This window comes from Aquabacter spiritensis, from assembly GCF_004346185.1.
GTDB classification, from domain to species: Bacteria; Pseudomonadota; Alphaproteobacteria; order Rhizobiales; family Xanthobacteraceae; genus Aquabacter; species Aquabacter spiritensis.
Genome location: NZ_SMAI01000001.1, coordinates 540,458 through 560,915 on the forward strand (window position 1 = coordinate 540,458; position 20,458 = coordinate 560,915).

At 69.8% G+C, this 20,458-nt stretch carries 18 protein-coding genes; 13 read left to right on the top strand and 5 right to left on the bottom strand.

Translation table 11 applies throughout. The features are described from left to right. Positions 1–26: 26 nt before the first annotated feature. The 3 genes from EDC64_RS02550 to EDC64_RS02560 are packed head-to-tail and all read right to left on the bottom strand — an operon-like array spanning position 27 to position 3,623. Positions 27–2,075, bottom strand: coding sequence for a SpoIIE family protein phosphatase (locus EDC64_RS02550; RefSeq protein ID WP_132029522.1), 2,049 nt, complete (start codon positions 2,073–2,075; stop codon positions 27–29). Beyond that, positions 2,075–2,887, bottom strand: a complete 813-nt coding sequence (locus tag EDC64_RS02555) for a hypothetical protein (RefSeq protein ID WP_132029524.1) — start codon at positions 2,885–2,887, stop codon at positions 2,075–2,077. Before EDC64_RS02555 ends, EDC64_RS02550 begins: the two co-directional genes overlap by 1 nt. Beyond that, positions 2,877–3,623: a hypothetical protein gene (locus EDC64_RS02560; protein WP_132029526.1), complete on the bottom strand. Its 747-nt coding sequence runs from the start codon at positions 3,621–3,623 to the stop codon at positions 2,877–2,879. The genes EDC64_RS02555 and EDC64_RS02560 overlap by 11 nt, the downstream gene beginning before the upstream one ends. 282 nt (positions 3,624–3,905) lie before the next feature. On the opposite strand from EDC64_RS02560, the gene EDC64_RS02565 reads away from it, so the two are divergent. The 10 genes from EDC64_RS02565 to rplS all read left to right on the top strand — a co-directional run bounded on the left by EDC64_RS02565 (position 3,906) and on the right by rplS (position 13,266). Continuing rightward, complete coding sequence (locus EDC64_RS02565; protein ID WP_132029528.1) at positions 3,906–4,577, top strand: hypothetical protein; 672 nt, start codon at positions 3,906–3,908, stop codon at positions 4,575–4,577. After that, positions 4,574–6,562 (top strand): MFS transporter, encoded by a 1,989-nt coding sequence (locus EDC64_RS02570; protein WP_132029530.1) that lies wholly within the window; start codon positions 4,574–4,576, stop codon positions 6,560–6,562. Before EDC64_RS02565 ends, EDC64_RS02570 begins: the two co-directional genes overlap by 4 nt. Beyond that, entirely contained in the window at positions 6,559–7,569 is a 1,011-nt protein-coding gene (locus tag EDC64_RS02575) for an ABC transporter substrate-binding protein (protein WP_132029532.1), read from the top strand. Before EDC64_RS02570 ends, EDC64_RS02575 begins: the two co-directional genes overlap by 4 nt. 5 nt (positions 7,570–7,574) lie before the next feature. Further along, positions 7,575–8,234 (top strand): GNAT family protein, encoded by a 660-nt coding sequence (locus EDC64_RS02580; protein ID WP_132029534.1) that lies wholly within the window; start codon positions 7,575–7,577, stop codon positions 8,232–8,234. Then, positions 8,231–9,412, top strand: coding sequence for an alanine racemase (locus EDC64_RS02585; RefSeq protein ID WP_132029536.1), 1,182 nt, complete (start codon positions 8,231–8,233; stop codon positions 9,410–9,412). The genes EDC64_RS02580 and EDC64_RS02585 overlap by 4 nt, the downstream gene beginning before the upstream one ends. A gap of 123 nt (positions 9,413–9,535) precedes the next feature. Then, on the top strand, positions 9,536–9,985 hold the full coding sequence (locus EDC64_RS02590) for an ATP-binding protein (protein ID WP_132029538.1): 450 nt from the start codon (positions 9,536–9,538) through the stop codon (positions 9,983–9,985). A gap of 36 nt (positions 9,986–10,021) precedes the next feature. Beyond that, positions 10,022–11,653 (top strand): Na/Pi symporter, encoded by a 1,632-nt coding sequence (locus EDC64_RS02595; protein WP_132029540.1) that lies wholly within the window; start codon positions 10,022–10,024, stop codon positions 11,651–11,653. After that, positions 11,643–11,945, top strand: coding sequence for an STAS domain-containing protein (locus tag EDC64_RS02600; RefSeq protein ID WP_132029542.1), 303 nt, complete (start codon positions 11,643–11,645; stop codon positions 11,943–11,945). The genes EDC64_RS02595 and EDC64_RS02600 overlap by 11 nt, the downstream gene beginning before the upstream one ends. Before the next feature lie 60 nt (positions 11,946–12,005). Continuing rightward, on the top strand, positions 12,006–12,722 hold the full coding sequence (gene trmD, locus EDC64_RS02605) for a tRNA (guanosine(37)-N1)-methyltransferase TrmD (RefSeq protein ID WP_132029544.1): 717 nt from the start codon (positions 12,006–12,008) through the stop codon (positions 12,720–12,722). A 118-nt stretch (positions 12,723–12,840) separates the two neighbouring features. Continuing rightward, positions 12,841–13,266: a 50S ribosomal protein L19 gene (gene rplS, locus EDC64_RS02610; protein ID WP_132029546.1), complete on the top strand. Its 426-nt coding sequence runs from the start codon at positions 12,841–12,843 to the stop codon at positions 13,264–13,266. 65 nt (positions 13,267–13,331) lie between these two features. Here the strand turns inward: rplS and EDC64_RS23425 are convergent, their stop codons facing one another. After that, positions 13,332–14,252: a hypothetical protein gene (locus EDC64_RS23425; protein ID WP_165933615.1), complete on the bottom strand. Its 921-nt coding sequence runs from the start codon at positions 14,250–14,252 to the stop codon at positions 13,332–13,334. A gap of 220 nt (positions 14,253–14,472) precedes the next feature. Here EDC64_RS23425 and EDC64_RS02625 point away from each other — a divergent pair, with 220 nt between their 5' ends. The 3 genes from EDC64_RS02625 to EDC64_RS02635 all read left to right on the top strand — a co-directional run bounded on the left by EDC64_RS02625 (position 14,473) and on the right by EDC64_RS02635 (position 19,308). After that, positions 14,473–17,508 (top strand): hypothetical protein, encoded by a 3,036-nt coding sequence (locus EDC64_RS02625; RefSeq protein WP_132029552.1) that lies wholly within the window; start codon positions 14,473–14,475, stop codon positions 17,506–17,508. 79 nt (positions 17,509–17,587) lie between these two features. Continuing rightward, positions 17,588–18,178 carry an ANTAR domain-containing response regulator gene (locus EDC64_RS02630; protein WP_132029554.1) on the top strand — a complete coding sequence of 197 codons (591 nt, stop codon included), beginning with the start codon at positions 17,588–17,590 and terminating at the stop codon, positions 18,176–18,178. Continuing rightward, positions 18,175–19,308, top strand: a complete 1,134-nt coding sequence (locus EDC64_RS02635; RefSeq protein WP_132029556.1) for a CmpA/NrtA family ABC transporter substrate-binding protein — start codon at positions 18,175–18,177, stop codon at positions 19,306–19,308. The genes EDC64_RS02630 and EDC64_RS02635 overlap by 4 nt, the downstream gene beginning before the upstream one ends. Here the strand turns inward: EDC64_RS02635 and EDC64_RS02640 are convergent. Continuing rightward, complete coding sequence (locus tag EDC64_RS02640) at positions 19,296–20,174, bottom strand: outer membrane protein (protein ID WP_245504492.1); 879 nt, start codon at positions 20,172–20,174, stop codon at positions 19,296–19,298. The two genes, EDC64_RS02635 and EDC64_RS02640, sit on opposite strands and share 13 nt — an antisense overlap. Positions 20,175–20,458: the final 284 nt, after the last annotated feature.

Consider the following 20,458-nt stretch of genomic DNA (forward strand, 5'->3'; position numbering starts at 1 on the left):
GTCACGCGCAATGCTGCGCGCCGTGTTCAAAGGCGCGGGCGCCGATGATCGCCGAAATAGCGCAGGGTGAGGCAGGTGATGTCGTCGGCCTGCGGCGCGCCGCGTTCGAAGGCGCGGATCGAGGCCATCACGCGCTCGGCGAATTCCGGCACGTCCCAATGCGCGGCGCCCTCGCCCAGCAGCGCCTCGAGGCGGGGTTCGCAATACAGCGTCCCGTCGATATCGATCGCCTCGGTGACACCGTCCGTGAAGAGGAAGAGGCTGTCGCCGGGCTCCAGGTCGAAATGGCCCTCGCGATAGACGAAGCCCTCCATCACCGCGACCGCCATCCCCTTGGTGCTGGGAACCGTGCTGATGTCGCCGCCGGCAGACACCCGATAGGGCAGATTGTGGCCGGCATTGACGTAATTGACCCGGCCGGTATCGAGGTCGATCACGGCATAGAACACGGTGACGAACAGCATCTGCTCGTTTTCAAGGGCGAGCAGATCGTTCAGCCGCCGCACGCAGCCGGCGGGCGAGCGCTCGAACAGCGCCGTCGCGCGCAGCAGGGTGCGCGAAATCGCCATGAACAAGGCGGCAGGAACTCCCTTGCCCGACACGTCGGCCACCACGAAGCCAAGCGTGGACTCGTCGATCTGGAAATAATCGTAAAAGTCGCCGCCGACTTCGCGCGCCGGCGTCATGTGGCCGTGGACGGAGACCCGCGGATCCGGCGGCAGAGCCTTAGGCAGAATGGCGAGCTGGACCTGGCGGGCGATTTCGAGCTCCTGCTGGATCCCGGCCAGTTTGGTCTTGGTGATCAGCGCCTCGCGCAGCTCGACCACCATGGAGGACAGCCGGGTGTGCTGCTCGACGATGCGGCGCGAGAGATCGTGCAGCACCCGCGCGACCCGGCGCAATTCGTCCTCGGCCTCCCCGGCGGACGGCGAGGCGAGCAGCGCCAGCACCTCCTCGCGATCGGTCGGGTCGATCGAATCGGCGAGCGATTCGAGTTCGGCGGAAATCATCGTCTCCTGCCGGCGCCGCACGCGCTCCCGCTGGCGCCGGACCTCCGCCAAAGCCTGGGCGTTGGCGCGCAGGCCGATAATGGCCTCGGCGATCCGGCCGATCTCGTCGCGCCCGGAATGTTCGAGCACCACGGACGTGTCGCCGCGCGACAGCGCCTGGAGCACGCCGATGGCGTTTTCCAGCGGGCGAAAGCTGAACCAGAGGAAGATGTTGAGGCCGATGACGCCGCACACGACCATGCCGATCCCGGCGGCGATCGCGGCCCAGCGCAGTGCGCTCTGCGCCGCCCAGGCGGCGGTATTGTCCTTCAGGCTCACCAGCGCCCCGACCGTGCCGCCGGTGATGCCGTCAACCGGAACGCTGGTCACCGAATAGGTTCGGCCGGCGATCTCGCGGGTTTCGTACAGCGCCTGGCGGGGCGGGAAGGAGAGGCCCGCCGCCTCCCACAGATCGGGGTCGGTGGTGTCGAGCAGGCTGCCGCGCAGCGAAACCAACGCCGCCTGGGCAGCGACGCTGGTGGCGAATTGATCGAGCGCGACGCTGGCATTGCGGCCGAGCACCAGCACCACCCTGCCCCGGCCCGGCACCGTGACCGTCCGCGTCGCGACGATCAGGAGTTGCCGCGCCGACACCGCACGCAGGCCCGCCGCGCGCCCCCCGGCGAACGCCTTGTCGAGCGTGCCGGCATCGAGCAGGCTGCGCCCGCCGGAATCCGCCAGCAGGGAGATCACCTCGCGGTCGCTGCCGACCGCCTCGAACACCACGCTGTCGTCGGAACCGTCGATCCCGAGTTCCGCCAGCACCGCCGTGATGTTCTGCCGGCTCGAGAACGACATGGCGACGCGCAATTGGGGCGAGTTCTCGATCTCGTCGAGCTGCTGCTCGATGGCGGTGATCTGGGTCGCGACGATCTCGCGCCACAGCGCCGCCTGCGCCGAGATGGCGACGTCGGCGGTGCGCTGCTGTTCCAGCCGGTCGCGCACCAGGCTGGCGCCCCAGAAGATCGCCATCAGGGCGATGAAGCCTGCGGCGACGATCAGAGTGATTCGGGTGCGCAGCAGCATCAGGGGTCTCGCAAGGGCTGCGGAGCACGGGCGAGCGCCTCGCGCTTGATGCGCTCGATGTCCGCGCGCAGCCGCCCGTCGAAGTCTACGGTCAGCAATTCCTCGGAATAAGCGAGGAAGGTCGCGCGCTTCGCGGCGAGGCGCCGCTCCCCGGCGGCAAGCGCGGCACTGGCCGCCGCGATGCTTCCACCGGCGGGCTCGCGCGCCGAGGGCACGTCCTCGGGACTGCCTGCGGCACTCGCCGCGAGCGCCGCCTCAAGCTGCGCCCGCCCGCGCGCCAGCAAGCGCCCGGCGAACACCGCCGCTGTCGCGCCCGCCACCAGGGCGCAGACCAGCACGACCGCGACGGTCCGACTGAGCAAGGCATGCAAAACGGAGCTCAATGTCGCCGGCGTGGTGCCGACATCGACCTGCCCCATCGAAATGCCGTCGACCAGGATCGGCGCGACGAGGGTGTCGGTGCCCGGCTGCGGGCCGATGGCGCTGCGGATCTCCCGTCCGTCGGGACCGCGCAGCACGATTCGCGTGAGTCCGGGCGTGCGCGCCATGGTGTCGGCGAGATAGGTCTCGACGCCCGGCAGCAGCTTGAGCGGAATGCCGTACCGTGCCGCCTTTTCGAACTGCGCGGCGAGCGAGCGGGCGACGGTCTGGCCGATGATCTTGGCGTCGCGGCGCGCCGCCTCCTCGACTCGTCCCTTGAACCCGCTGACCACGGCAAACCCGGCCGCGCCGCCGACAAGCAGCACGACGAGAAAGGCGAAGACGGCGCAGAGCAGCCGGTCCCGCCCCGGGGCGGGAGCCTCACCCGACATCGTCGAGTTCCTCCAGCCGCGCCGACCCGCGTGCGAGCTGATCCTCGGCACGGCTCCAGCTCTCGCGCACCCGGGCCGCGAGCCGCTCCAGCCGCGAGCCGCGCACCGAAGGCCGCGCGGCGCCGTCGAGAATGCGGGCGACGCGCCGGAACGGCGCGCCGACCCACCCGGCGAAGGCCAGGGCGACGAGCAGCCCGGCCGCGAGGGTCGCGGCGCCGGCGCCGAGGATGCGCACTGTCAGATCCACGCCCAGCAGCTCGGTGCGCGCGATCCGGGTCAGGCCCGACACCGTGACGGCGATCCCGCCGGCGACGCCGAGATCGTTCTCGAAGCGCGTGCCGAACACGGCCTCGCCATGCATCTGGGTCTGCCAGAGACCGTCGCGGGAGAGATGGGAGACCCAGCCCGGCTCCACCGTCTCGCCGACGAAGCCGCGGTCGGTGCTGTAGATCGACCGGCCGGCGCCGTTGAACACGTCGATCGCCACGATCGCGGGATCGCTCGCCTTCTCGCGCTCGATGAGGGACTGGAGCAGGGAGATTTCGTCCAATGCGAGTCCGATCGCCAGATTCCCCTCGGTCGCGGCGCGCAGCGTCCCCAGGAGGTGGGAGACGCGCGCCTGCTCGATTTCCTCGCCCACCTGTTGGCCCGCCAGGAAAGCCGCCCCCGCGACCGCCATCAGCGTGATGGCGAGGGAGCACCCAACGACGAGGAGGAGCCGGCCGACGAAGGACATGGATGAAGGGCTTTGGCGGAAGGACGGGGCGGACGTTAGCGGCAGGCGCCGTTGCAAACCAGATGTAAACTGCGCAGAGTCGGAATACCACGCCGTCGGCGCAGGTCCGGGGTGCGTGCATCGCCGGGGGCGCGATGCGCCTGGTTCATAGGGTCGAATCGGCCCGGATTTTATCGGGTATCGAGTGTTCGAGATGCGCCGAATCGAAGCGGCAGGACAAATCGCCCGGCCTGGGATCGCAGGGCGTCACCACCGTCGCTCTTCGGCACGAGGGCGCCCGGCATGATCCGGACCTCGCTCGGGCTGATCGTCGTGTTCGCCCTCATCGCCGCAGCCTGCGTCGCCTTCGGCGCCTATTTCTCCTACGTGACGCTCCAGAACGCGCACCGCAAGGCGATCGAGGCGCGGTTCGGGGTCACGGCCGAGCGCATCGCCGGCAGCGTCCAGAGCGCGGCCGCGCTCGGCATTTCCCTTCCCGCCCAGACCACGCTCGCCGCCTTGCTGCGCCGCGAGGCGCGGCTCGACCCGACGATTCTCTCGATCGACGTCACCGACGACGATGCCAAGATCCTGTTCAGCAGCGATCCCGCGCGCATCGGCGTCGCGGCCGGCCTGCGGCCGACGCATGCGGTGAGCCGCCGGGTCGAGAACGATCTCGCCGCGACCATCGGCGCCGTGACGGTGCGCTACGATTCCGCCGCACTCGCGGCCGGAGCGGCGGCGCTGGCGCACGAATTGCGGATCATCGCGCTGCCGGCCCTGATCGCGGCCGCGCTCGCCACAATCGCCATCGGGCTGCTGCTCGCCGCCGGCCTCAGGCGCGCCGCCCACCGGGCGGGGGACCCGGCGTCCTGGCCGCGCGCCGCCCGCGCGGCGCTCGCGGAAGCCGAAGCGGCACACGGCGCGGCGAACCTGGCCCCGGTCCCCGGCATCGCCGCGGGGGAGCGTCCATGATCGGTCTCAGGGCGGGCATTTCCGTCGCCATCGCGGTCATCCTGTGCGCCGCGCTCGCCGTGATCGGCTGGCGCGCTCTGGTCGCGGTCGAGCGGACCATCGTGCCCGCAATCTCCGCGCAAGCCGATTCGGTCGGCCGCTCGGCCGCCGCCTTGGTCGAGAATGCGGTCGGTGCCGGGGTGCCCATGAACCGGCTGGTCGGGGTCGATGCCTATTTCGCGGACCTCCTGCGGGCCAATGCGGAACTCGCCGAGATCCGGCTCGTGACGCCGGACGGCACCGTGCTCGGCCAAGCCGGCGCCCTGCCGGCCGCCGCCGATCCGCCGCGCGTCGTCACGTCGGTGACCGCACGCAGCGGCATCCCGCTGGCGAGCCTGGTCATCACGGTGGATCCGAGCGTCGTGTCGTCCCAGGTCGCGGCGGTTCTGGTCGACGTCGCCTTCATCGGCGTCGTCTCGCTCCTCGTCGCGCTCGAACTCGTCGCTCTGGTGGTGGGCGCGCGTGGCGTCGAGACCCTCGCGGCCCTGGAGGCGCGGGTGCGCGCATTGGCCCGGGGCCGGTTGTGGATGCACGCCGACGCCGTCGAGCCCACCCCGCTCACCGCTCCGATCGACGCCCATGTGGCGCGGCTGCACGCCCGGCACGAGACGGCGCGCGCGCTGGCCGCACAGCGCGGCGACACGGCGGCGCTCGGCACGCTCGACGCGCTCGGCGCCCGCACCGGGATCGGCATCGTCCATCCCGGGGAGAACCACGCGGCGACCGTGATCCGGCCGGCTCTGTTCCTGTTCATGATGGCGGAAGAGCTGGCGCGCCCGTTTCTGCCGCGGCTCGCCGCCGAGGTCGCGCCGCCCGATCTCGGTATCGGCGCCGACCTCGCCATTTCCCTTCCGATCGTCATCTTCATGGCCGGCGTGGCGCTCTTCCAGCTCCCCTTCGCCGCCGCCTCCGAACGCCTCGGACGGCGGCGGGGCTTCCTGATCGGCGCGGCGCTCGCGGCCGCGAGCTATGTCGGCTCCGCCCTCACCGCGGACTATTCCCTCTTCCTCGCCAGCCGTTTCACGGCGGCCATCGGCTATGCCCTGGTGTTCGTCTCGGCGCAGGGTCACGTCATAGACCATTCGCGACCGAGCGAGCGCACCGCCGGGCTCGCCGTGTTCGTCCGCGCCATCCTCGTGGCCGGCCTGTGCGGGCCCCCGATCGGCGGCGTCCTCGCCGACCGGCTCGGCGATCACAACGCCTTCCTGGCCTCCGCCGCCGTCGCCGTCCTGGCGCTCCTGGTCGCCGGGCTCAGCCTTCCCCCGTCCGAACCGCGGCACGGCGCGCGCGGCGTCCGCCTGTCGGACCTCGGCGCCGCTTTGCGGGCGCCGCGCCTCGCCGCGCTGCTGTTCGGCTGCGCTCTGCCCGCCAAGGTCCTGCTGGTCGCCATCTGCTTCTATCTTGTGCCGGTGGAGCTGCAGCGGCAGGGCTATAGCGCGGCCGCGGTCGGCCGGCTGCAGATGATCTACCCGGTGCTCATGGTGCTCGCCGTCCCGGCCTTCGCGGCGCTGGCCGAACGCCACGATGCCCGGGCCGGTTTCGTGGTCGGTGGCAGCGTCATCGCCGGTCTCGGCACGCTTCTGCTGCTCGCCGGCACGTCGCCTTGGATCATCGCCGGCGTCTTGGCCCTGCTCGGCCTCGGCCAGGCCATGTCGATCGCGGCCCAGTCCGCGCTGGTCGCCGACAGCGCCCGCCACGTGCCGGGCGGCGGCTCGGCGGGCGTGCTCGGCCTGTTCCGTCTGATCGAGCGCACCGGCAATGCGGCGGGGCCGGCGGCGGCCGGGGTCATGCTGGCGGCGCTCGGCTTCGCCGCGTCCGGCGCGACGATCGGCATTTTGGTGGTGGCGGGCGCCCTCGGCTTCGCGCTATCAGGAAGCCGAAAATCCGCGACACCCCGGATCGTCCGCCCGGACGGCGGCACGGCATCCGAAGGAAGCCCGCTATGATCGATCGGCGCTCTCTTCTTTCCCTCGGGCTCGGTGCCGGCGCCGCCGGCATGATCGGCACCGCCGCGGCGCGTGCGCAGTCGAAGCCGTTCCGCATCCTGATGCTCACCTTCCGCGGCGAGACCGAAGTCGATCGCGGCTTCCGCGAATTCATCCAGGCGGCGGACGTCCAAGCGGAATTCATCGTGCGCGACGCCAATCGCGATCCGCGCAACGTCCCCGGCCTGATCGCCGATCTCGCGACGCTGAAGCCCGATCTGATCTACACCTGGGGCACGCCGGTCACGCTCGGCGTCGTCGGGCCGATCGGCAATACCGACCCGCGCTATGTCCGCGACATTCCCGTCGTCTTCGCGCTGGTCGCCGCGCCGGTGCGCGCCGGCATCGCGGCGAGCTTCGAATCCTCCGGCCGCAACGTCACCGGTGCCGTGCACGTCGTGCCGACCGACGTGCAGTTGCGCGCGATGCAGGCCTATCTGCCGTTCGAAACCATCGGCATCCTCTACACGCCCACCGAGCAGAACTCGGTGGTGATCGTCGAGGAGGCGAAGGCGGTCGCCGACAAGATGGGCGGGCGCGTGATCGCCCAGCCGTTCCGCGCCGACGCCAATGGCCGCCCGACCGCCGACGGGGTCGCGGACATGATCAAGCAGATGCGCGCCGACAAGGTCTCCTGGCTCTATCTGCTGCCCGACACCTTTCTCGGCTCGATCTACGACAAGGTCACCCCGGCCGCCCTGGACGTGGGCTTGCCGACCTTCGCCGCCGCCGAACTCGGGGTGCGTGAGGGCGGCGCCCTGGTCGGGCTGGTCAGCCGCTATTACTCGGTCGGCCAGCTCGCCGGCGCGAAGGCGATCGAGATCCTGGTGCACAAGCGCCGGCCGCAGGACGTGCCGATCGAGACGCTGAAGCGCTTCTCGCTGATCATCAATATGCGGATCGCCCGGACGCTCGGCATCTATCCGCCGATTTCCATGCTGAATTACGCGGAAGTCGTCACGAGCTGACGCCGGTGTCCGCCCCCGACGATCTTCTCTGGCGCCCGCTCGGGCCGTCCGACCATGGCGCTGTTCTGGCCTTGCATCGGACGGTGATGGCGGGCCTCGCGCCCGACGTGGTGAAACCGGAGACCGCCGACTTCCTCGCCGAGATGCTCGGCCCGCGCGGCCGCACGATTGGCGTGTTCGCGGGAGACACGCTCGGCGCCTATGGCATTCTTCAGCACGATGTCCCGCCGGCGGACGATCCGCGCGCCGGCCTCGGGATTGCCTGCGACCGGCCGCTGCTCAAGCTCGCCGGCGCGTCGGTCGCCCCGGCGCTGCGCGGGCGCGGCCTGCAGCGGGCGCTGATCGCCGCGCGGGTGGCCCTGGCCGAGGCGGACGCGGCGGTGCCGCCGCTCCTGTTCGCCACCTCGGCACCGGCAAACGTCCCGAGCTGGACCAATCTTCTGGCCGAAGGCTTCGGGGTGCGCGCGCTCAAGCCCTATTATGGCGGGTATCCGCGCTATGTCATGGTGCGCCCCGTCGCGCCGGACGCGGGAGAAGCGGAGAGTGTGATGGAGGGCGACCCCGCACGACAGGCGGATCTGCTCAACGCCGGCTGGCACGGCATCGCGCAGCGGACCGGCCCGCACGGCCCGATCCTGGTCTTCGCACGGCGCACCACGCCGTGACCCAAGACAGCCTCCCGGGCGACCGTCCGTCGCTGCTCATCGATCTCGGCGCCGTCGCCCGCAATTATCTCGTGGCGCGCGACGCGTTCACCGGCGCCAGCCTCGGTGCGGTGGTGAAGAAGGATGCCTATGGGCTCGGCGCCGCGCGGATCGCCCCGCTGCTGCATCGCCTCGGCTGCCGCGACTTCTGGGTGGCCGACCTCGAGGAGGCGGTCGACCTGCGGCGCGTCCTGCCGGACGGGCGGATCTTCGTTCTGCACGGCCTCACCAGCCACGATCCCGCCGCCTTCGCCGCGATCGGCGCGGTGCCGGTTCTGCTCGGGATGGAGGAGATCGCCCGTGCCGCCGCCTGCGCCGGGCGGCCGCAGGTCGCGCTCCATCTCGATACCGGCCTCAACCGGCTCGGCATCGGCCGTGCGGAGGTCCGCGCCCTCGCCGCGGCCCCGGAGGTGCTGGCCCGCCTCGACATCGCAGCGCATGTCACGCATCTCGCTTTCTTCTCCGACCCGGTCGCGCGGGAGAATCGCTGGCAATGGCTGCGCTTCCGGGCCTGGACACGGCACCTGCCGCCGGCGCCGCTGAGCTTCTGCGCCTCGGCCGGCGTGTTCGGCCCGCCCGAGCGTCATGTCGATCTCGCGCGGGTGGGCAGCGCGCTTTACGGCGTCGACACGACCCCCCGGCGGCCGCAGCCGATCGTGCCGGCGGCCACCCTCTCTGCGCCCATCGTGAAAGTCGACACTGTCCGGGCGGGAACCCGCGTCGGCTATGGCGGCGCCTATTGCGCGCCCGGGCCGCGCCGCCTCGCCCATGTCGCGGCCGGCTATGCCGCCGGCATCCCCTTCACCTTCCGCAAGCCCGCTCATGTCCTGATCGACGGCCACCGCGCGCAGATCGTCGCCGGCACCGCGATGAGCCTGATGACCGTGGACGTCACCGATCTGCCCCCCGATTCGGCGCGTCCGGGCGCGCGCGCCATCCTGTTCGGACCGGACCACCCCGTCACCGCCCTCGCGGAGGCCGCCGGCCTAGCCCCGAACGTGGTGATGGTGGCGGCCGGCCGCGGCGTGCGGCGGGTCTATCGCGACCCACCTCTGCCGCGCGCCGGTGTGCTGCAGCCGAGCGGGCCGCGAACCCGGGCCGATGACGAGCGGATTGCCGGAGCCGATGGTGATCTATAGCCTGCGCAAGGTCGGGCGCCGCGCATTACGGGGTGGCGCCGGGCTTCGGCAGCACGCACCGGACGCCGCGCGTGCCGTCATTCCCGCCTCGGCGCCCAGCAAGATCCGGCCCACGGACCTCCCATGACCGCGCCCTCCGACCCCAGCATCGTGTCGTCGCTCGCCATCGGCGCCTCGGTGGAGGAGATCGCACGGGTCTCCGAATGGCTCAACGAAATGGCCGACGGGGACGACTGGCCGGACCGGCTGCGCTTCGGCATGGAACTCAGCGTCGAGGAAGCCCTCGCCAACGTCATTTCCTACGGCTTCGCACACGTCCCCCACGCGCCCGAGATCCGGATCGACTATCTCCATCTGCCCGACACCCGCGTCGCGGTCCGCATCGCCGACAATGGCACCGCCTTCGATCCGACGGCGGTGGTCAGCCCGGACATGGCGGAGGATGTCGAAGGCGCACGGATCGGCGGCCACGGCGTCCGCCTGATGCGCCACTTCCTCGACGACATCAGCTATGAACGCGCCGACGGCGAGAACCGTCTGACGCTCGTGGCCCGCCTCGGGACGGCCGAATGACGGCGGTGTTTCTTGGGGCCCCCGTCCGGAGGGACGATGCTCGCCTTCGCTGAGCTTCTGGCCGGCCTCGGTCTCCTGTTCGTCGGCTTGAAATTCATGAGCGCGCATCTGCAGCAGGCCATGGGCCGGCGCGTGCGCGCTTTGCTGAAGGCCGCGACGCGCTCGCGGCTGATCGGCTTCGTGTGCGGCGCGATGACCGGCGCGATCGCGCAATCGAGCAATGCCGTGACCCTGATCGCCGCAAATCTGGTACGCGGCGGCGTTCTGACGACGCGCGAGGCGATCCCGGTCGTCGCGGGAGCGAATGTCGGCACCTCCGCCCTTGTGTTCATCGCCGCCATCGATACCCGGATCGCCGTCCTCTATCTCGTTGGCCTGGTCGGCTGCAGCTACCAGTTCAAGCTGGACCGCAAGCCGGTGCAGCGCGAATGGATGGGGGTTCTGCTGGGCTTGGCGCTGCTGTTCCTGGGCCTGGAACTGATCCGCGAGGCGCCGACCACGATCGCGCTCAAGGACGCCGCAGCGCTCTTGTCCGGCATCGGCCCGTTCCTCGGTTTCGGCATCGGCCTCGGTCTCGCTTTGGTGACGCAATCCTCCTCAACCGCCACCGTGCTCTGCGTCGCGGCGGTCCAGGCCGAGATGATCGGGCTGCACGATTCCTTCTTCGTGGTGCTCGGCGCGAATTTCGGCTCCGGCCTCGCCACCCTGCTCTCGGCGGGCGGGCTGCACGGCACCGGCAAGCAATTGTGCTTCGTCCAGATCATCGTGCGCGGGGTCGGCTGCCTCGTCGTGTTCCTCGCCTGGGCGGCGGCCGCCGCCGCGGGGCTGAGCGGCGGGGTCACGTTTTCCTCCATATCGAGCGGCGGAACTTCGTTCGCCATCTCGATCATCTTCCTCCTCCTGCAACTCTCCGGCGGGCTCGCCGCCATCGCCTTTCTCGGCACCACCGAGGCGCTGGCGCGCCGGTTCAGCCCGCCCAACCGCGAAGACCATGTCTCGCGCCCGCATTTCATCACCGACGATGCGCTCGGACATGTCTCGACGGCGCTCGACCTCGCGGCGCGCGAGACTGACCGGCTGATCCGGCATCTGCCCGATCTCCTGCCGGACCTCGACCAGAGCGGCGCCGACGATGCCAAGGTGCGGGCGATCCAGTGGCGCGGCGCGGCGGCGATCGCCCGCGCCACGGACGTCTTTCTGGTCGAACTGATCGACCGCCAGCCGGTGCGCGAGGATCTCGATATCGCGCTTGCGCTGCAACATCAGCAGGGGCTGATCGAGGCGCTGCAGGACACGCTCAAATCCTTCGCCGACGCCATCGACAGCTTCCCCGCACCGCCGCCCCTCGCGTTCAATCTGTGCGAATCGCTGCGCGCCATCGTGCTCGAACTCGCCGACACACGAGGCGGCTCGGCGGCGGAATTCGACCTTCTGATCGCACTCACGGCCGAGCGCAGCGAGATCCTGGAGCGCATCCGCCGCACGCTGTCGACCGCCGCACTCGGCACCGCCGAGGAGGCGCGCACCCTGCTGCGGGCCCTCAGCTTCTTCGAGCGCGCGGTCTGGCTGGTGCACCGGCTCGCGATGACGTTGCGCCCCGCTGCGAATGAGGCTAATCGGGACCTCGCGGGGGACCACCTGACCAGGGACGAGGCCGATGCAGATTGAGCGCGAAGCAACCGGATCGGATCTCGTGCTGAAGGTTTCCGGCCGGCTGGACACGCCGAACGCCAAGCCTTTCGAGCAGAGCCTTCTCGCGGCGGTCGCGGAAACCTCCGGCCGCATCACGGTGGATCTCGCCGGCGTCGACTATGTGTCCTCCTCCGGCCTGCGCGCGCTTCTGGTCGCCGGCAAGGCGATGCGCGCGGCGAAGCGCGAGCTGGCCTTGCGCGCGCTCCAGCCGCAGATCCGCGAAGTGTTCGACATTTCCGGCTTCTCGACCCTGTTCGAGATCACCTGATCCCGACATTGCCCGGCCGCGGGATTTGACCTTCCGGCCCGCCTCCCCCATCACGGCGCGATGAGTTTCCGCGCCACCGTCCTCACCTTGTATCCGGAGATGTTCCCCGGGCCGCTCGGCCATGCCTTGGCCGGGCGCGCGCTCGCGTCCGGCCTCTGGGCGCTCGCCGCGGTGCAGATCCGCGACTTCGCACTCGACCGCCACCGCTCGGTCGACGACACGCCCGCCGGCGGCGGACCCGGCATGGTGATGCGCGCCGACGTCCTCGCCCGCGCCATCGATGCCGCCGCCCCGCCGGAGGATCCGCGCCCGCGCCTGCTGATGACGCCGCGCGGCCGGCCTTTGACCCAGGCGCGGGTCGCCGCGCTGGCGGCGGGACCGGGCGCGGTGATCGTCTGCGGGCGGTTCGAGGGGGTAGACGAACGCATCGTCGCCGCGCGCGGCCTGGAGGAGGTCTGCGTCGGCGATGTGGTGCTGTCGGGTGGCGAGAGCGCGGCATTGCTCCTGCTCGACGCCTGTGTCCGGCTGATCCCGGGCGTCATGGGCAAGAGCGAGAGCGGAAGCGACGAGAGCTTTTCGGACGGCCTGCTCGAATATCCCCAATATACCCGGCCCCAAAGCTTCGAGGGGATGGCAATTCCCGAGATCCTGTCGTCCGGCGACCATGCCCGGATCCGCGCCTGGCGCCGGGCGCAGGCGGAAGCGACGACGCGCGCGCGTCGGCCCGACCTCCTCGCGGCGGCGCGCCATGACGGCCCGATGAAGGAATCCACATGACAGGCGCCGCGTTCTGCGATATAGGCCGCCCCGTCCCTTAACTTAAAACGACACGATGTGGCGCCGGGGCGCGGGTCCGGAAGGATCCGGCATTGGCGACCGCTTAAAGGTTGGCGACATGAACATCATCCAGACCCTTGAGGCCGAGCAGGCAGCCCGGCTCTCCGAGAAGCGCCCGGTTCCTGAATTCCAGCCCGGCGACACCGTCATTGTGAACGTGAGGGTGGTCGAAGGCGAACGCACCCGCGTCCAGGCCTATGAAGGCGTGGTCATCGCGCGGTCGGGCGGCGGCCTGAACGAGAATTTCACGGTGCGCAAGATTTCTTACGGCGAAGGCGTGGAGCGCGTCTTCCCGGTCCACTCCCCGCTGATCGATTCGATCAAGCTGGTGCGCCGCGGCAAGGTGCGCCGCGCGAAGCTCTATTATCTGCGCGACCGCCGCGGCAAGTCCGCCCGCATCGCCGAGCGTGTCGACCGCGCGGCCGATGCCCGGCGCGCCGAGGCGAAGAAGGCCCGGTCCGCGCCGCAGCCCGCCGCGGAGTGATCGCCGCGGCTGCTGCCGCGCGCTCTTCAAGAACGCCGCCGGCTTCCCGGCGGCGTTTTTTTGTCTCAATCGGTGGGGGCGATCGGCACCGCGCCCGCCATGAGCCGTGCGAACAGACCATCCGGATCGGCCTCATAGGCCCGCCGCACCCGCGCGAGCGCCGCCGCCCCGCCGCCGCGATGGCCGGCGCCGCCGACATGCAGAAAGCCGTCCACCAAAAGGAACGGCTCCGGCGCGCCGACCTCGGGATCCTCGAGCAGGACCTGGAAGGTCCGGGCGCGGCCGATGTCCGAGGGCGCCAGCCGCCGGTAGAGGACACGCCAATTCTGCCCCCCGGTATCGAGGCCGCGCGGCGTGTCGGTGCCGAAATCGAGCTTCAGGCCGGCGACGGCGGAGAAATCGAACAGGCTGAAGCCGGGCCAGAGATACCAGGCCCCCCGTGGGCCCCGGCGCACCATGCCGTGGATCGGGTGGTGCGCGACCCGCGCCGCGAGATCGTCCGGCACCAGGGGGACGAGATCATGATCGAGCAGCGCGAACCCGCTCGGCCGGCTCGGCCGGATCAGGTTGCGCCAGACCCAGTTGAGCGCGACGGCGTGGGAGCGCGACGCGTTGCCGCGCGAACCGATCGCCGGCGGGCGCGGAAGCGCGCAATAGACATGCCCGCGTGCCGCGCACAAAGCAGCGATCCGCGCCCGCGCCGCGGGATCGTCGGAATTGTCGCACACCACCAGCGGCACCCCGGGATGCACGCGCGCAAGCCCCTGCGACAGCAGGGCCACGGCCTCGGGAAGGTTGAAGGCGATGGTGAAAGCAACGAACCGCCCGTCCAGCCCGGCAAGCTCCCGCGCCAGGGCCGCATGGCCCGCGGCGGGCCGGCGCGCATAATAGGCGTCCACCGCCACGTTGCGCAGCCGCCGCACGCCGTGCGCGAGCGGCGCCGCGCGCGCCCATTCGCCGAGGGAATAGTCCGGTAGATCCCGCATCGCGGATCTTTTCGGGGGCGGCTTGCGCCGCGTCAAGCGGACGGGCGCGGATGCGTCGCCGCCCTTTGCCCCGCGCCGCGATCCGGGTACATGGAGGCGGCGGCTTTGGTGCCGATCCGGGCCGCAGATCGGACGGTGGCGTCGAAAGCTGGATCCAGGACAGCTTCGGCCTTAGGTTTCCCGGGCCGGGATCATGTCGGCATCCCGAAGGGAGAATGCGATGGGGGGATTGCGCACCTGGTTCAGCGGCTTCGCCTGGGGTCTGATGATCGGCGGGATCGCCGCTGGCGTCGGCGCGACCTTGCTGTTCCGGCCTGACGTGATCGAGCGCCTGCGCGCCGAGCGCCCGCTGCACGCGCTCGCGCCGACCGCGCCCGGCGGTCCGCCCCCCGCGGCGGTGCCCCAAGCCGCCGCACCCCAAGCCGCCGCACCCCGAGCCGCCGCACCGCAAGCCCCGAGGCCGGCGGCCGATCTCGCCCCCTTCTTCGTGAACACCACCACCAAGGAGCCACTCGACAAGGGCTTCGCGCCGCCCCGCGCCTTCGCACCGACCGACGATCTGGTGATTCGCGGCACCAATTCCACGACCCAGCCGGTTCTGCTCGCGGTGCGCATCGACGATGCCGCCTCCAAGAACTGGATGACCAATTTCAACACCGACACGAATGTCGCCCCCGGCGCGTTCGTGATGCGCGTGCCGCTCGACAACCTGCCGACGCCGAGCGGCACCCAGCTCGACGTCAATGCGATCGCGCGCTTCATCGTCTTCACCGAACAAGGCCAGCCGCCCCTCGCCATCGCCAGCGTTGCGATCGAGCGCCGGGCCGCCGCGGCCCCGGCCGGAGGCGGGGAAAACGTCGCGCGCGACGGACAGTCCTGGCTGAAGGGGGCGCGGCTGACGGCGACGCAGGATTTTTCGCCCCCTCTCGCCTTCACGCCGGAACAGGAACTGGTCGTCACCGGGACGAACACCGGCAGCGGCCCGGTGACGATCTATCTGCGCATCGACGACGTGAATTCGTCCAATTGGTATTCGCGCGCCAATGCTTCGGCGACCTTTCCGCCCGGCCCGTTCGTGCTGCGCGCGCCGGTCTCGTCCTGGGTGACCCCGTCCAAGGCCCGCCTCGACCGGACGAAAGTGAAGCGCATCGTCGTCTCCAATGGCGAGGGCGAAGGGCCGATCCGGATCGACGCCTTGAGCGTCGAGGCGGCTTCTCCGGTCCCGGCCGACGCGCTGGCGTTGCGCTTTGCGCCGAATTCGGAAATCCAGGTACCCGGCTTCGAGACCGTGCTGCCGAACGATCCGCGCCTGTCGAAGCCGGCCGGCATCCTGATCCGCACCCAGAACGACCCGCTCTTGTCGAGCGGCCTCAACCAGATCGAGACCGTCACCATTCCCTGGACCAAGAGCGACGTCGCGACCGTCTCGCTCTGGACCGAGGATCAAGGCGAGTGGGAATATTTCCCGCACTCCCTGAACCGCACCATCATCATCAACGGTCAGACCGTTCTGAACCAGAGCCTGACGCCGGGCGAATGGGTCGACCAAGTCTATAAACGCGGCCTGTGGAAGGAAGCCATGATCGATGGCGGGCCGTGGGAGATCTATGCCCGCGACCGCGCCGGGCTGATCACCGCGACGGTGCCGGTGATCGACGGCAAGATCGTGGTTCAGCTCGAATCCGATCAGCCCCCCAATAACGGCTATCTCGCCGCCATGGTGATCGAGCCGGGCAACAGCGAAGCGGCCGTCGACGCGGTCGAGGCGTGGCGCCGCACGCGCTATCTCGAACGCTGGCCGGTGGTCGACAAGCCGGTCGATCCCGCGCTCGCGACCGGCGTAACGCTGCGCATCCTGCCGGCCGGCGCGCCGCGCAGCCAGCACCCGTTCTGGGATCCCGCTTTGCCCTTCCAGGCGAATTTCCGCGCCCCGCGCGGCGGCGTCGTCTCGCTCGACTTCCTCGCCTTCTCGGACCAGGACGACCTGCTCCCCGATGTCTCGGTGACCGCACCCGACGGCATCACCCCGCTCGTGCGCTGGGGCAAATGGACCTATATGCGCCGCGGCGGGGGCGAGAACAGCCTCAGCATCACCGCCGACGTGCTGGAGGGCGACCTTTCGCACATGCGGATCGTCAGCGGCGTGCCGCGCCGGCTGAACGTCACCTTCACCGTGCCGCAGACCGCCCGCGGCACCCTCCCGGTCTCGCTGGCGCTGGACATTGCCGGCGTCCGGGTCGAAGCGCGCGCGCTGGTGGAGGTCGTGCCCGTCACGCTGCCGCAGGCCGACCGGCCGATCGGCTATTATATGGCGGCGCCGAATTGGGAATTGTGGTTCCCCCCCACCCCCGACCAGGTCGACCGGGGCATGGCCTGCGACTATGCCGCGCTGCGCGCCTTCGGCATCACCGGCATCTCGCCTGAACTCGTCGCCCCGACCCCCGACAAGCTCGCGCGCTACGTGCAGCAGATGAGCCTTGTCCGGCAGGCCGGCTTTACCGCCCCCTATTTCGACTATACGTCGGTCAAATACCTGCAGCACGGCGCCGGCTTCTCCAAGATCGGGCCGAGCATCGCCTCCGCCCAGCGCGCGCTGGCGGCGGCCGGCGTCGCCAATCCGCTCTGGTCGATCGCCGATGAGCCGGAAATCGGCGATGCCACCTTCCGCGACATGAAGGGGATCCGCGACGCGATCAAGGCGTCGGCGCCGGATGCCGCGGTCGCCGGCCAGCTCAACAGCACCAAGCAGCGCAGCCTCGTGACCCTGTTCGACACCGCGCTCGTGAACAACGGCTACGGCGTCAGCGCCGCCAATTTCCAGCAGATGCGCGCCCAGAAAATCACCCCCTGGATGTACAACATGCCCGACTTCCGGGCGGCGGCCGGCTTCTTCCTGTGGCGCACCGGCGCCAGCGGCTATCTGCAATGGCACGGCCGCGCGTGGACCGGAGATCCGCGCGACCCGACCGACGGGCGCGAATCCGATTATGCCATGCTGCCGCTCAGCGGCGACCGCTGCCAGCCGGCCCCGACCATCGACGCTCTGGTCATCACCACCAGTGAGGGGATAGAAGATCTGCGCTGGCTCCTGTGGCTCGACGATCGCGCCACGGGCGATTCGAAGGCGCGCGCGCTGAAGGAAGCGATCGCGGAGGCGGTCCCTGGGGATTGGGATTCGTTCGAGAAGCGGCCGCCGTCTTTGACGGCGCTGCGCGACAGGATCATCGATTTCGCCCTCGCCGCCTCAGGCGGGTGAGGCAACCACCCGTCCGAACCGCCGGGGTGGGGAGTGGTCCGCTCCTTGCCTGTCGGCGACACCACGGTCACGATCGGTCATGGCGAACGAGCTTTCCCTGCGCATCGTCATCGTCGACGACAGCCCCGTCCGGGCGGCCATCCTCAGCGAGGGGCTGCAGGAGGCGGGATTCCACAACGTGTTGCGCATCGAGGGGGTCAACAACCTGCTCGGGCGGATCTACGCCATCGATCCCGACGTGATCCTGATCGACCTGGAAAATCCCAGCCGCGACACGATCGAGCAGATGTTCCAGATGAGCCGCGAGGTGAAGCGGCCGGTGGCGATGTTCGTCGACCAGTCGGACAGCGCGACCATCGAGGAGGCGATCGCCGCCGGTGTCGCCTCCTACGTCGTCGACGGGCTGCGCAAGGACCGGGTGCGGCCGATCCTCGAGACCACGATCTCACGCTACCGCGCCTTCGCCCGGCTGCGCGAGGAATTGGAGGAGGCCCGCAGCCAGCTCGAGGAGCGCAAGCTCGTCGACCGCGCCAAGCTGATCCTCATGCGGGCGAAGAATGTCGACGAGCAGACCGCCTACGGCCTGATCCGCCGGACCGCGATGAACGAGAAGAAGCGGCTTGCCGAGATCGCCCAATCCATCATCACAGCCGCGGAGCTCCTGCGATGAGACGCCTCGCCATGGGCTTCATTCCCCTGACAGACGCCGCCGTTCTGATCGCCGCGGCGGAACGCGGCTTCTCGATGGCGGAGGGGATCGAGATCGACCTGCACCGCGAGGTGTCCTGGGCGAACATCCGCGACAAAGTGAATGTCGGGCTGCTCGACGGCGCCCATATGCTCGGGCCGCTCGCCATTGCCTCCTCGCTCGGGCTCGGCCATGTGCGGGTGCCCCTGGTGGTGCCGTTCGCGCTGAACCTCAATGGCAGCGCCATCACCATCGCGCGCGGCGTCTATGAGGAGATGGGGGAGACGGGCGAAGACCTGTCGAGCGGCCTTGGTGCGGCGCGCGCGCTCGGAAAGGTCGTCCTGGCGCGCAAGGCCCAAGGGCGCGACCCGCTCACCTTCGCGGCGGTCTATGCCTTCTCCACCCATACCTATCTGATCCGGCATTTCCTCAAGGCCGGCGGCGTCGATCCCGACCGCGACGTGCGCCTCGTGGTCGTCCCGCCGCCCTTCATGGCGGAAAGCCTGCGCAACGGCCTCATCCACGGCTTTTCGGTCGGCAGCCCGTGGAACAGCGTGGCGGTGGATGCGGATGTCGGACGGATCGCGGTGCTGGGCGCGGAGATTTTCGGCTGGGTCCCGGAGAAGGTGCTCGGCGTCCATGCCCGCTTCGTCAAGACCGAGCCGGACCTGCTGCGCCGCCTGGTGCGCGCGCTGCACTCCGCCGCGCGCTGGTGCGAGGATCCCGCAAACCACGAAGACCTCGCCCGTCTGCTGGGCGAGCCGCGCCATTTGAACCTTCCCGCCGACGTCCTGCGCCGCACGCTGGACGGCCGGCTTCACACCGCGCCGGGGGGCGCGCTGCGCGTCCATCCCGATTATCTGATCCTCCACCGCGACAATGCCAACCGGCCCTCGCGCGACCATGCGCTGTGGATCTACAGCCAGATCGTGAAGTCGGGCCAAGGCGAATGGACGCGCGATGCCGCCCGCGAGGCGGTCGGGGTCTACCGCCCGGATCTCTACGACGCCGCCGTCGGCCCGCAGCCGGAGCCCGCCGACCGGGTCCCCGACTGCGTCGCCACCCAGTTCGGCGAGACCTTCGATGCGGAGCGCTTTCTTCAGAACACGTAGTTGATCGTGACCGTAAGGGCCTGATTGTCCACCGTGCCGGAATAGGTTCCCGCCGACAGACCCGAAAAGGCGGTCGTCGGATAGACCGTGTCGAATTGGTTGGCGAACGTGTTCGTGCTGGTCGCCGAGGCTGTGTAGGAATAGCTCAGGTCCAGGAACCAGGACGGCGCGAAAAAATAGGTCACGCCCGCCATGGCCGTTGCGCCCCACACCCAGTTGGAGGCCGAGAAGAAACCGGGCGTGCCGGAAACGTCGAAGCGGTGATCGAGCTCGGCGAACCCGATCAGCCCATTCATGCTGGCCGTGACCTTGGAGAGCGTCGGGCCGGCACCGCCATAGACGAAACCCCGCCCGAACGAATAGCCGACCAGCGGCACGAGCGCGAATTGGTGCTCCAGGCTCATCTGATAGGAGCGCAACAGGTAATTGCCGTTGAAAGTGCCGGAGATCAGCCCGTCATACGAGCCGGCCTGCGGGATGAGGACATTGTCTTGCGCCCCGCTGACGCCGACCTGATTGTAGCTGAACTTGGCACCCCACACCCAGGGGGTGCCCGCCACCGTGCGGTAGAAGCCGAGTTGAAGCGCGGGCGCAAGCGATGAATCCGTCCCGAGGTTCGGATAGGCCGAGCCGCCGGCCTGTCCCCGCGCGACCCAGTGTCCGAGCGCATAGACGTCGCTGATCCCGAACCCGAAAATATCCTGGTTCGGAAAGGTGGCGCCGTTGAACGCCCCGCCCGCCCCGATAAAGATGCCGTTGGCCGGCATGGCGCCGGATGCCTGTTGCGCCTGCTGTGCTTCCTGCGCCTGCGCGACGAGCGGCCAGGCTGCGAGGCAGATGCTTAAGACGATCGACCGTTTGCTCATCACTCCCCCCGATTCCGGCCTGAACGCTATGAAGGTGCCAAATCGGCCTCAATGGCATTTTCTGGCCCTAACCCGGTAGGGCCGGCGGCGGGCTTCGGAGGGCTTTCCCGCACCCGGGCGAAGACCGGCCACGCCCCGCAATGCTGACGGATGCGGCGCCAGATGCGGAATTTTTGCGCACCGTACATGCAGGATGATGATCGATGAAAAATTAAGCAACGAAGCATTGCTCAACTTGACCAGTCATTTAAGTCCGCACCCCGCGTCTGGCACGGAACTTGAAT

Coding starts and splice junctions, on each gene's coding strand:
- EDC64_RS02550 (WP_132029522.1), bottom strand. CDS start 2,075: ATGCTGCTGCGCACCCGAATCACTCTGATCGTCGCCGCAGGCTTCATC.
- EDC64_RS02555 (WP_132029524.1), bottom strand. CDS start 2,887: ATGTCGGGTGAGGCTCCCGCCCCGGGGCGGGACCGGCTGCTCTGCGCC.
- EDC64_RS02560 (WP_132029526.1), bottom strand. CDS start 3,623: ATGTCCTTCGTCGGCCGGCTCCTCCTCGTCGTTGGGTGCTCCCTCGCC.
- EDC64_RS02565 (WP_132029528.1), top strand. CDS start 3,906: ATGATCCGGACCTCGCTCGGGCTGATCGTCGTGTTCGCCCTCATCGCC.
- EDC64_RS02570 (WP_132029530.1), top strand. CDS start 4,574: ATGATCGGTCTCAGGGCGGGCATTTCCGTCGCCATCGCGGTCATCCTG.
- EDC64_RS02575 (WP_132029532.1), top strand. CDS start 6,559: ATGATCGATCGGCGCTCTCTTCTTTCCCTCGGGCTCGGTGCCGGCGCC.
- EDC64_RS02590 (WP_132029538.1), top strand. CDS start 9,536: ATGACCGCGCCCTCCGACCCCAGCATCGTGTCGTCGCTCGCCATCGGC.
- EDC64_RS02595 (WP_132029540.1), top strand. CDS start 10,022: ATGCTCGCCTTCGCTGAGCTTCTGGCCGGCCTCGGTCTCCTGTTCGTC.
- EDC64_RS02600 (WP_132029542.1), top strand. CDS start 11,643: ATGCAGATTGAGCGCGAAGCAACCGGATCGGATCTCGTGCTGAAGGTT.
- trmD (WP_132029544.1), top strand. CDS start 12,006: ATGAGTTTCCGCGCCACCGTCCTCACCTTGTATCCGGAGATGTTCCCC.
- rplS (WP_132029546.1), top strand. CDS start 12,841: ATGAACATCATCCAGACCCTTGAGGCCGAGCAGGCAGCCCGGCTCTCC.
- EDC64_RS23425 (WP_165933615.1), bottom strand. CDS start 14,252: ATGCGGGATCTACCGGACTATTCCCTCGGCGAATGGGCGCGCGCGGCG.
- EDC64_RS02625 (WP_132029552.1), top strand. CDS start 14,473: ATGGGGGGATTGCGCACCTGGTTCAGCGGCTTCGCCTGGGGTCTGATG.
- EDC64_RS02630 (WP_132029554.1), top strand. CDS start 17,588: ATGGCGAACGAGCTTTCCCTGCGCATCGTCATCGTCGACGACAGCCCC.
- EDC64_RS02635 (WP_132029556.1), top strand. CDS start 18,175: ATGAGACGCCTCGCCATGGGCTTCATTCCCCTGACAGACGCCGCCGTT.
- EDC64_RS02640 (WP_245504492.1), bottom strand. CDS start 20,174: ATGAGCAAACGGTCGATCGTCTTAAGCATCTGCCTCGCAGCCTGGCCG.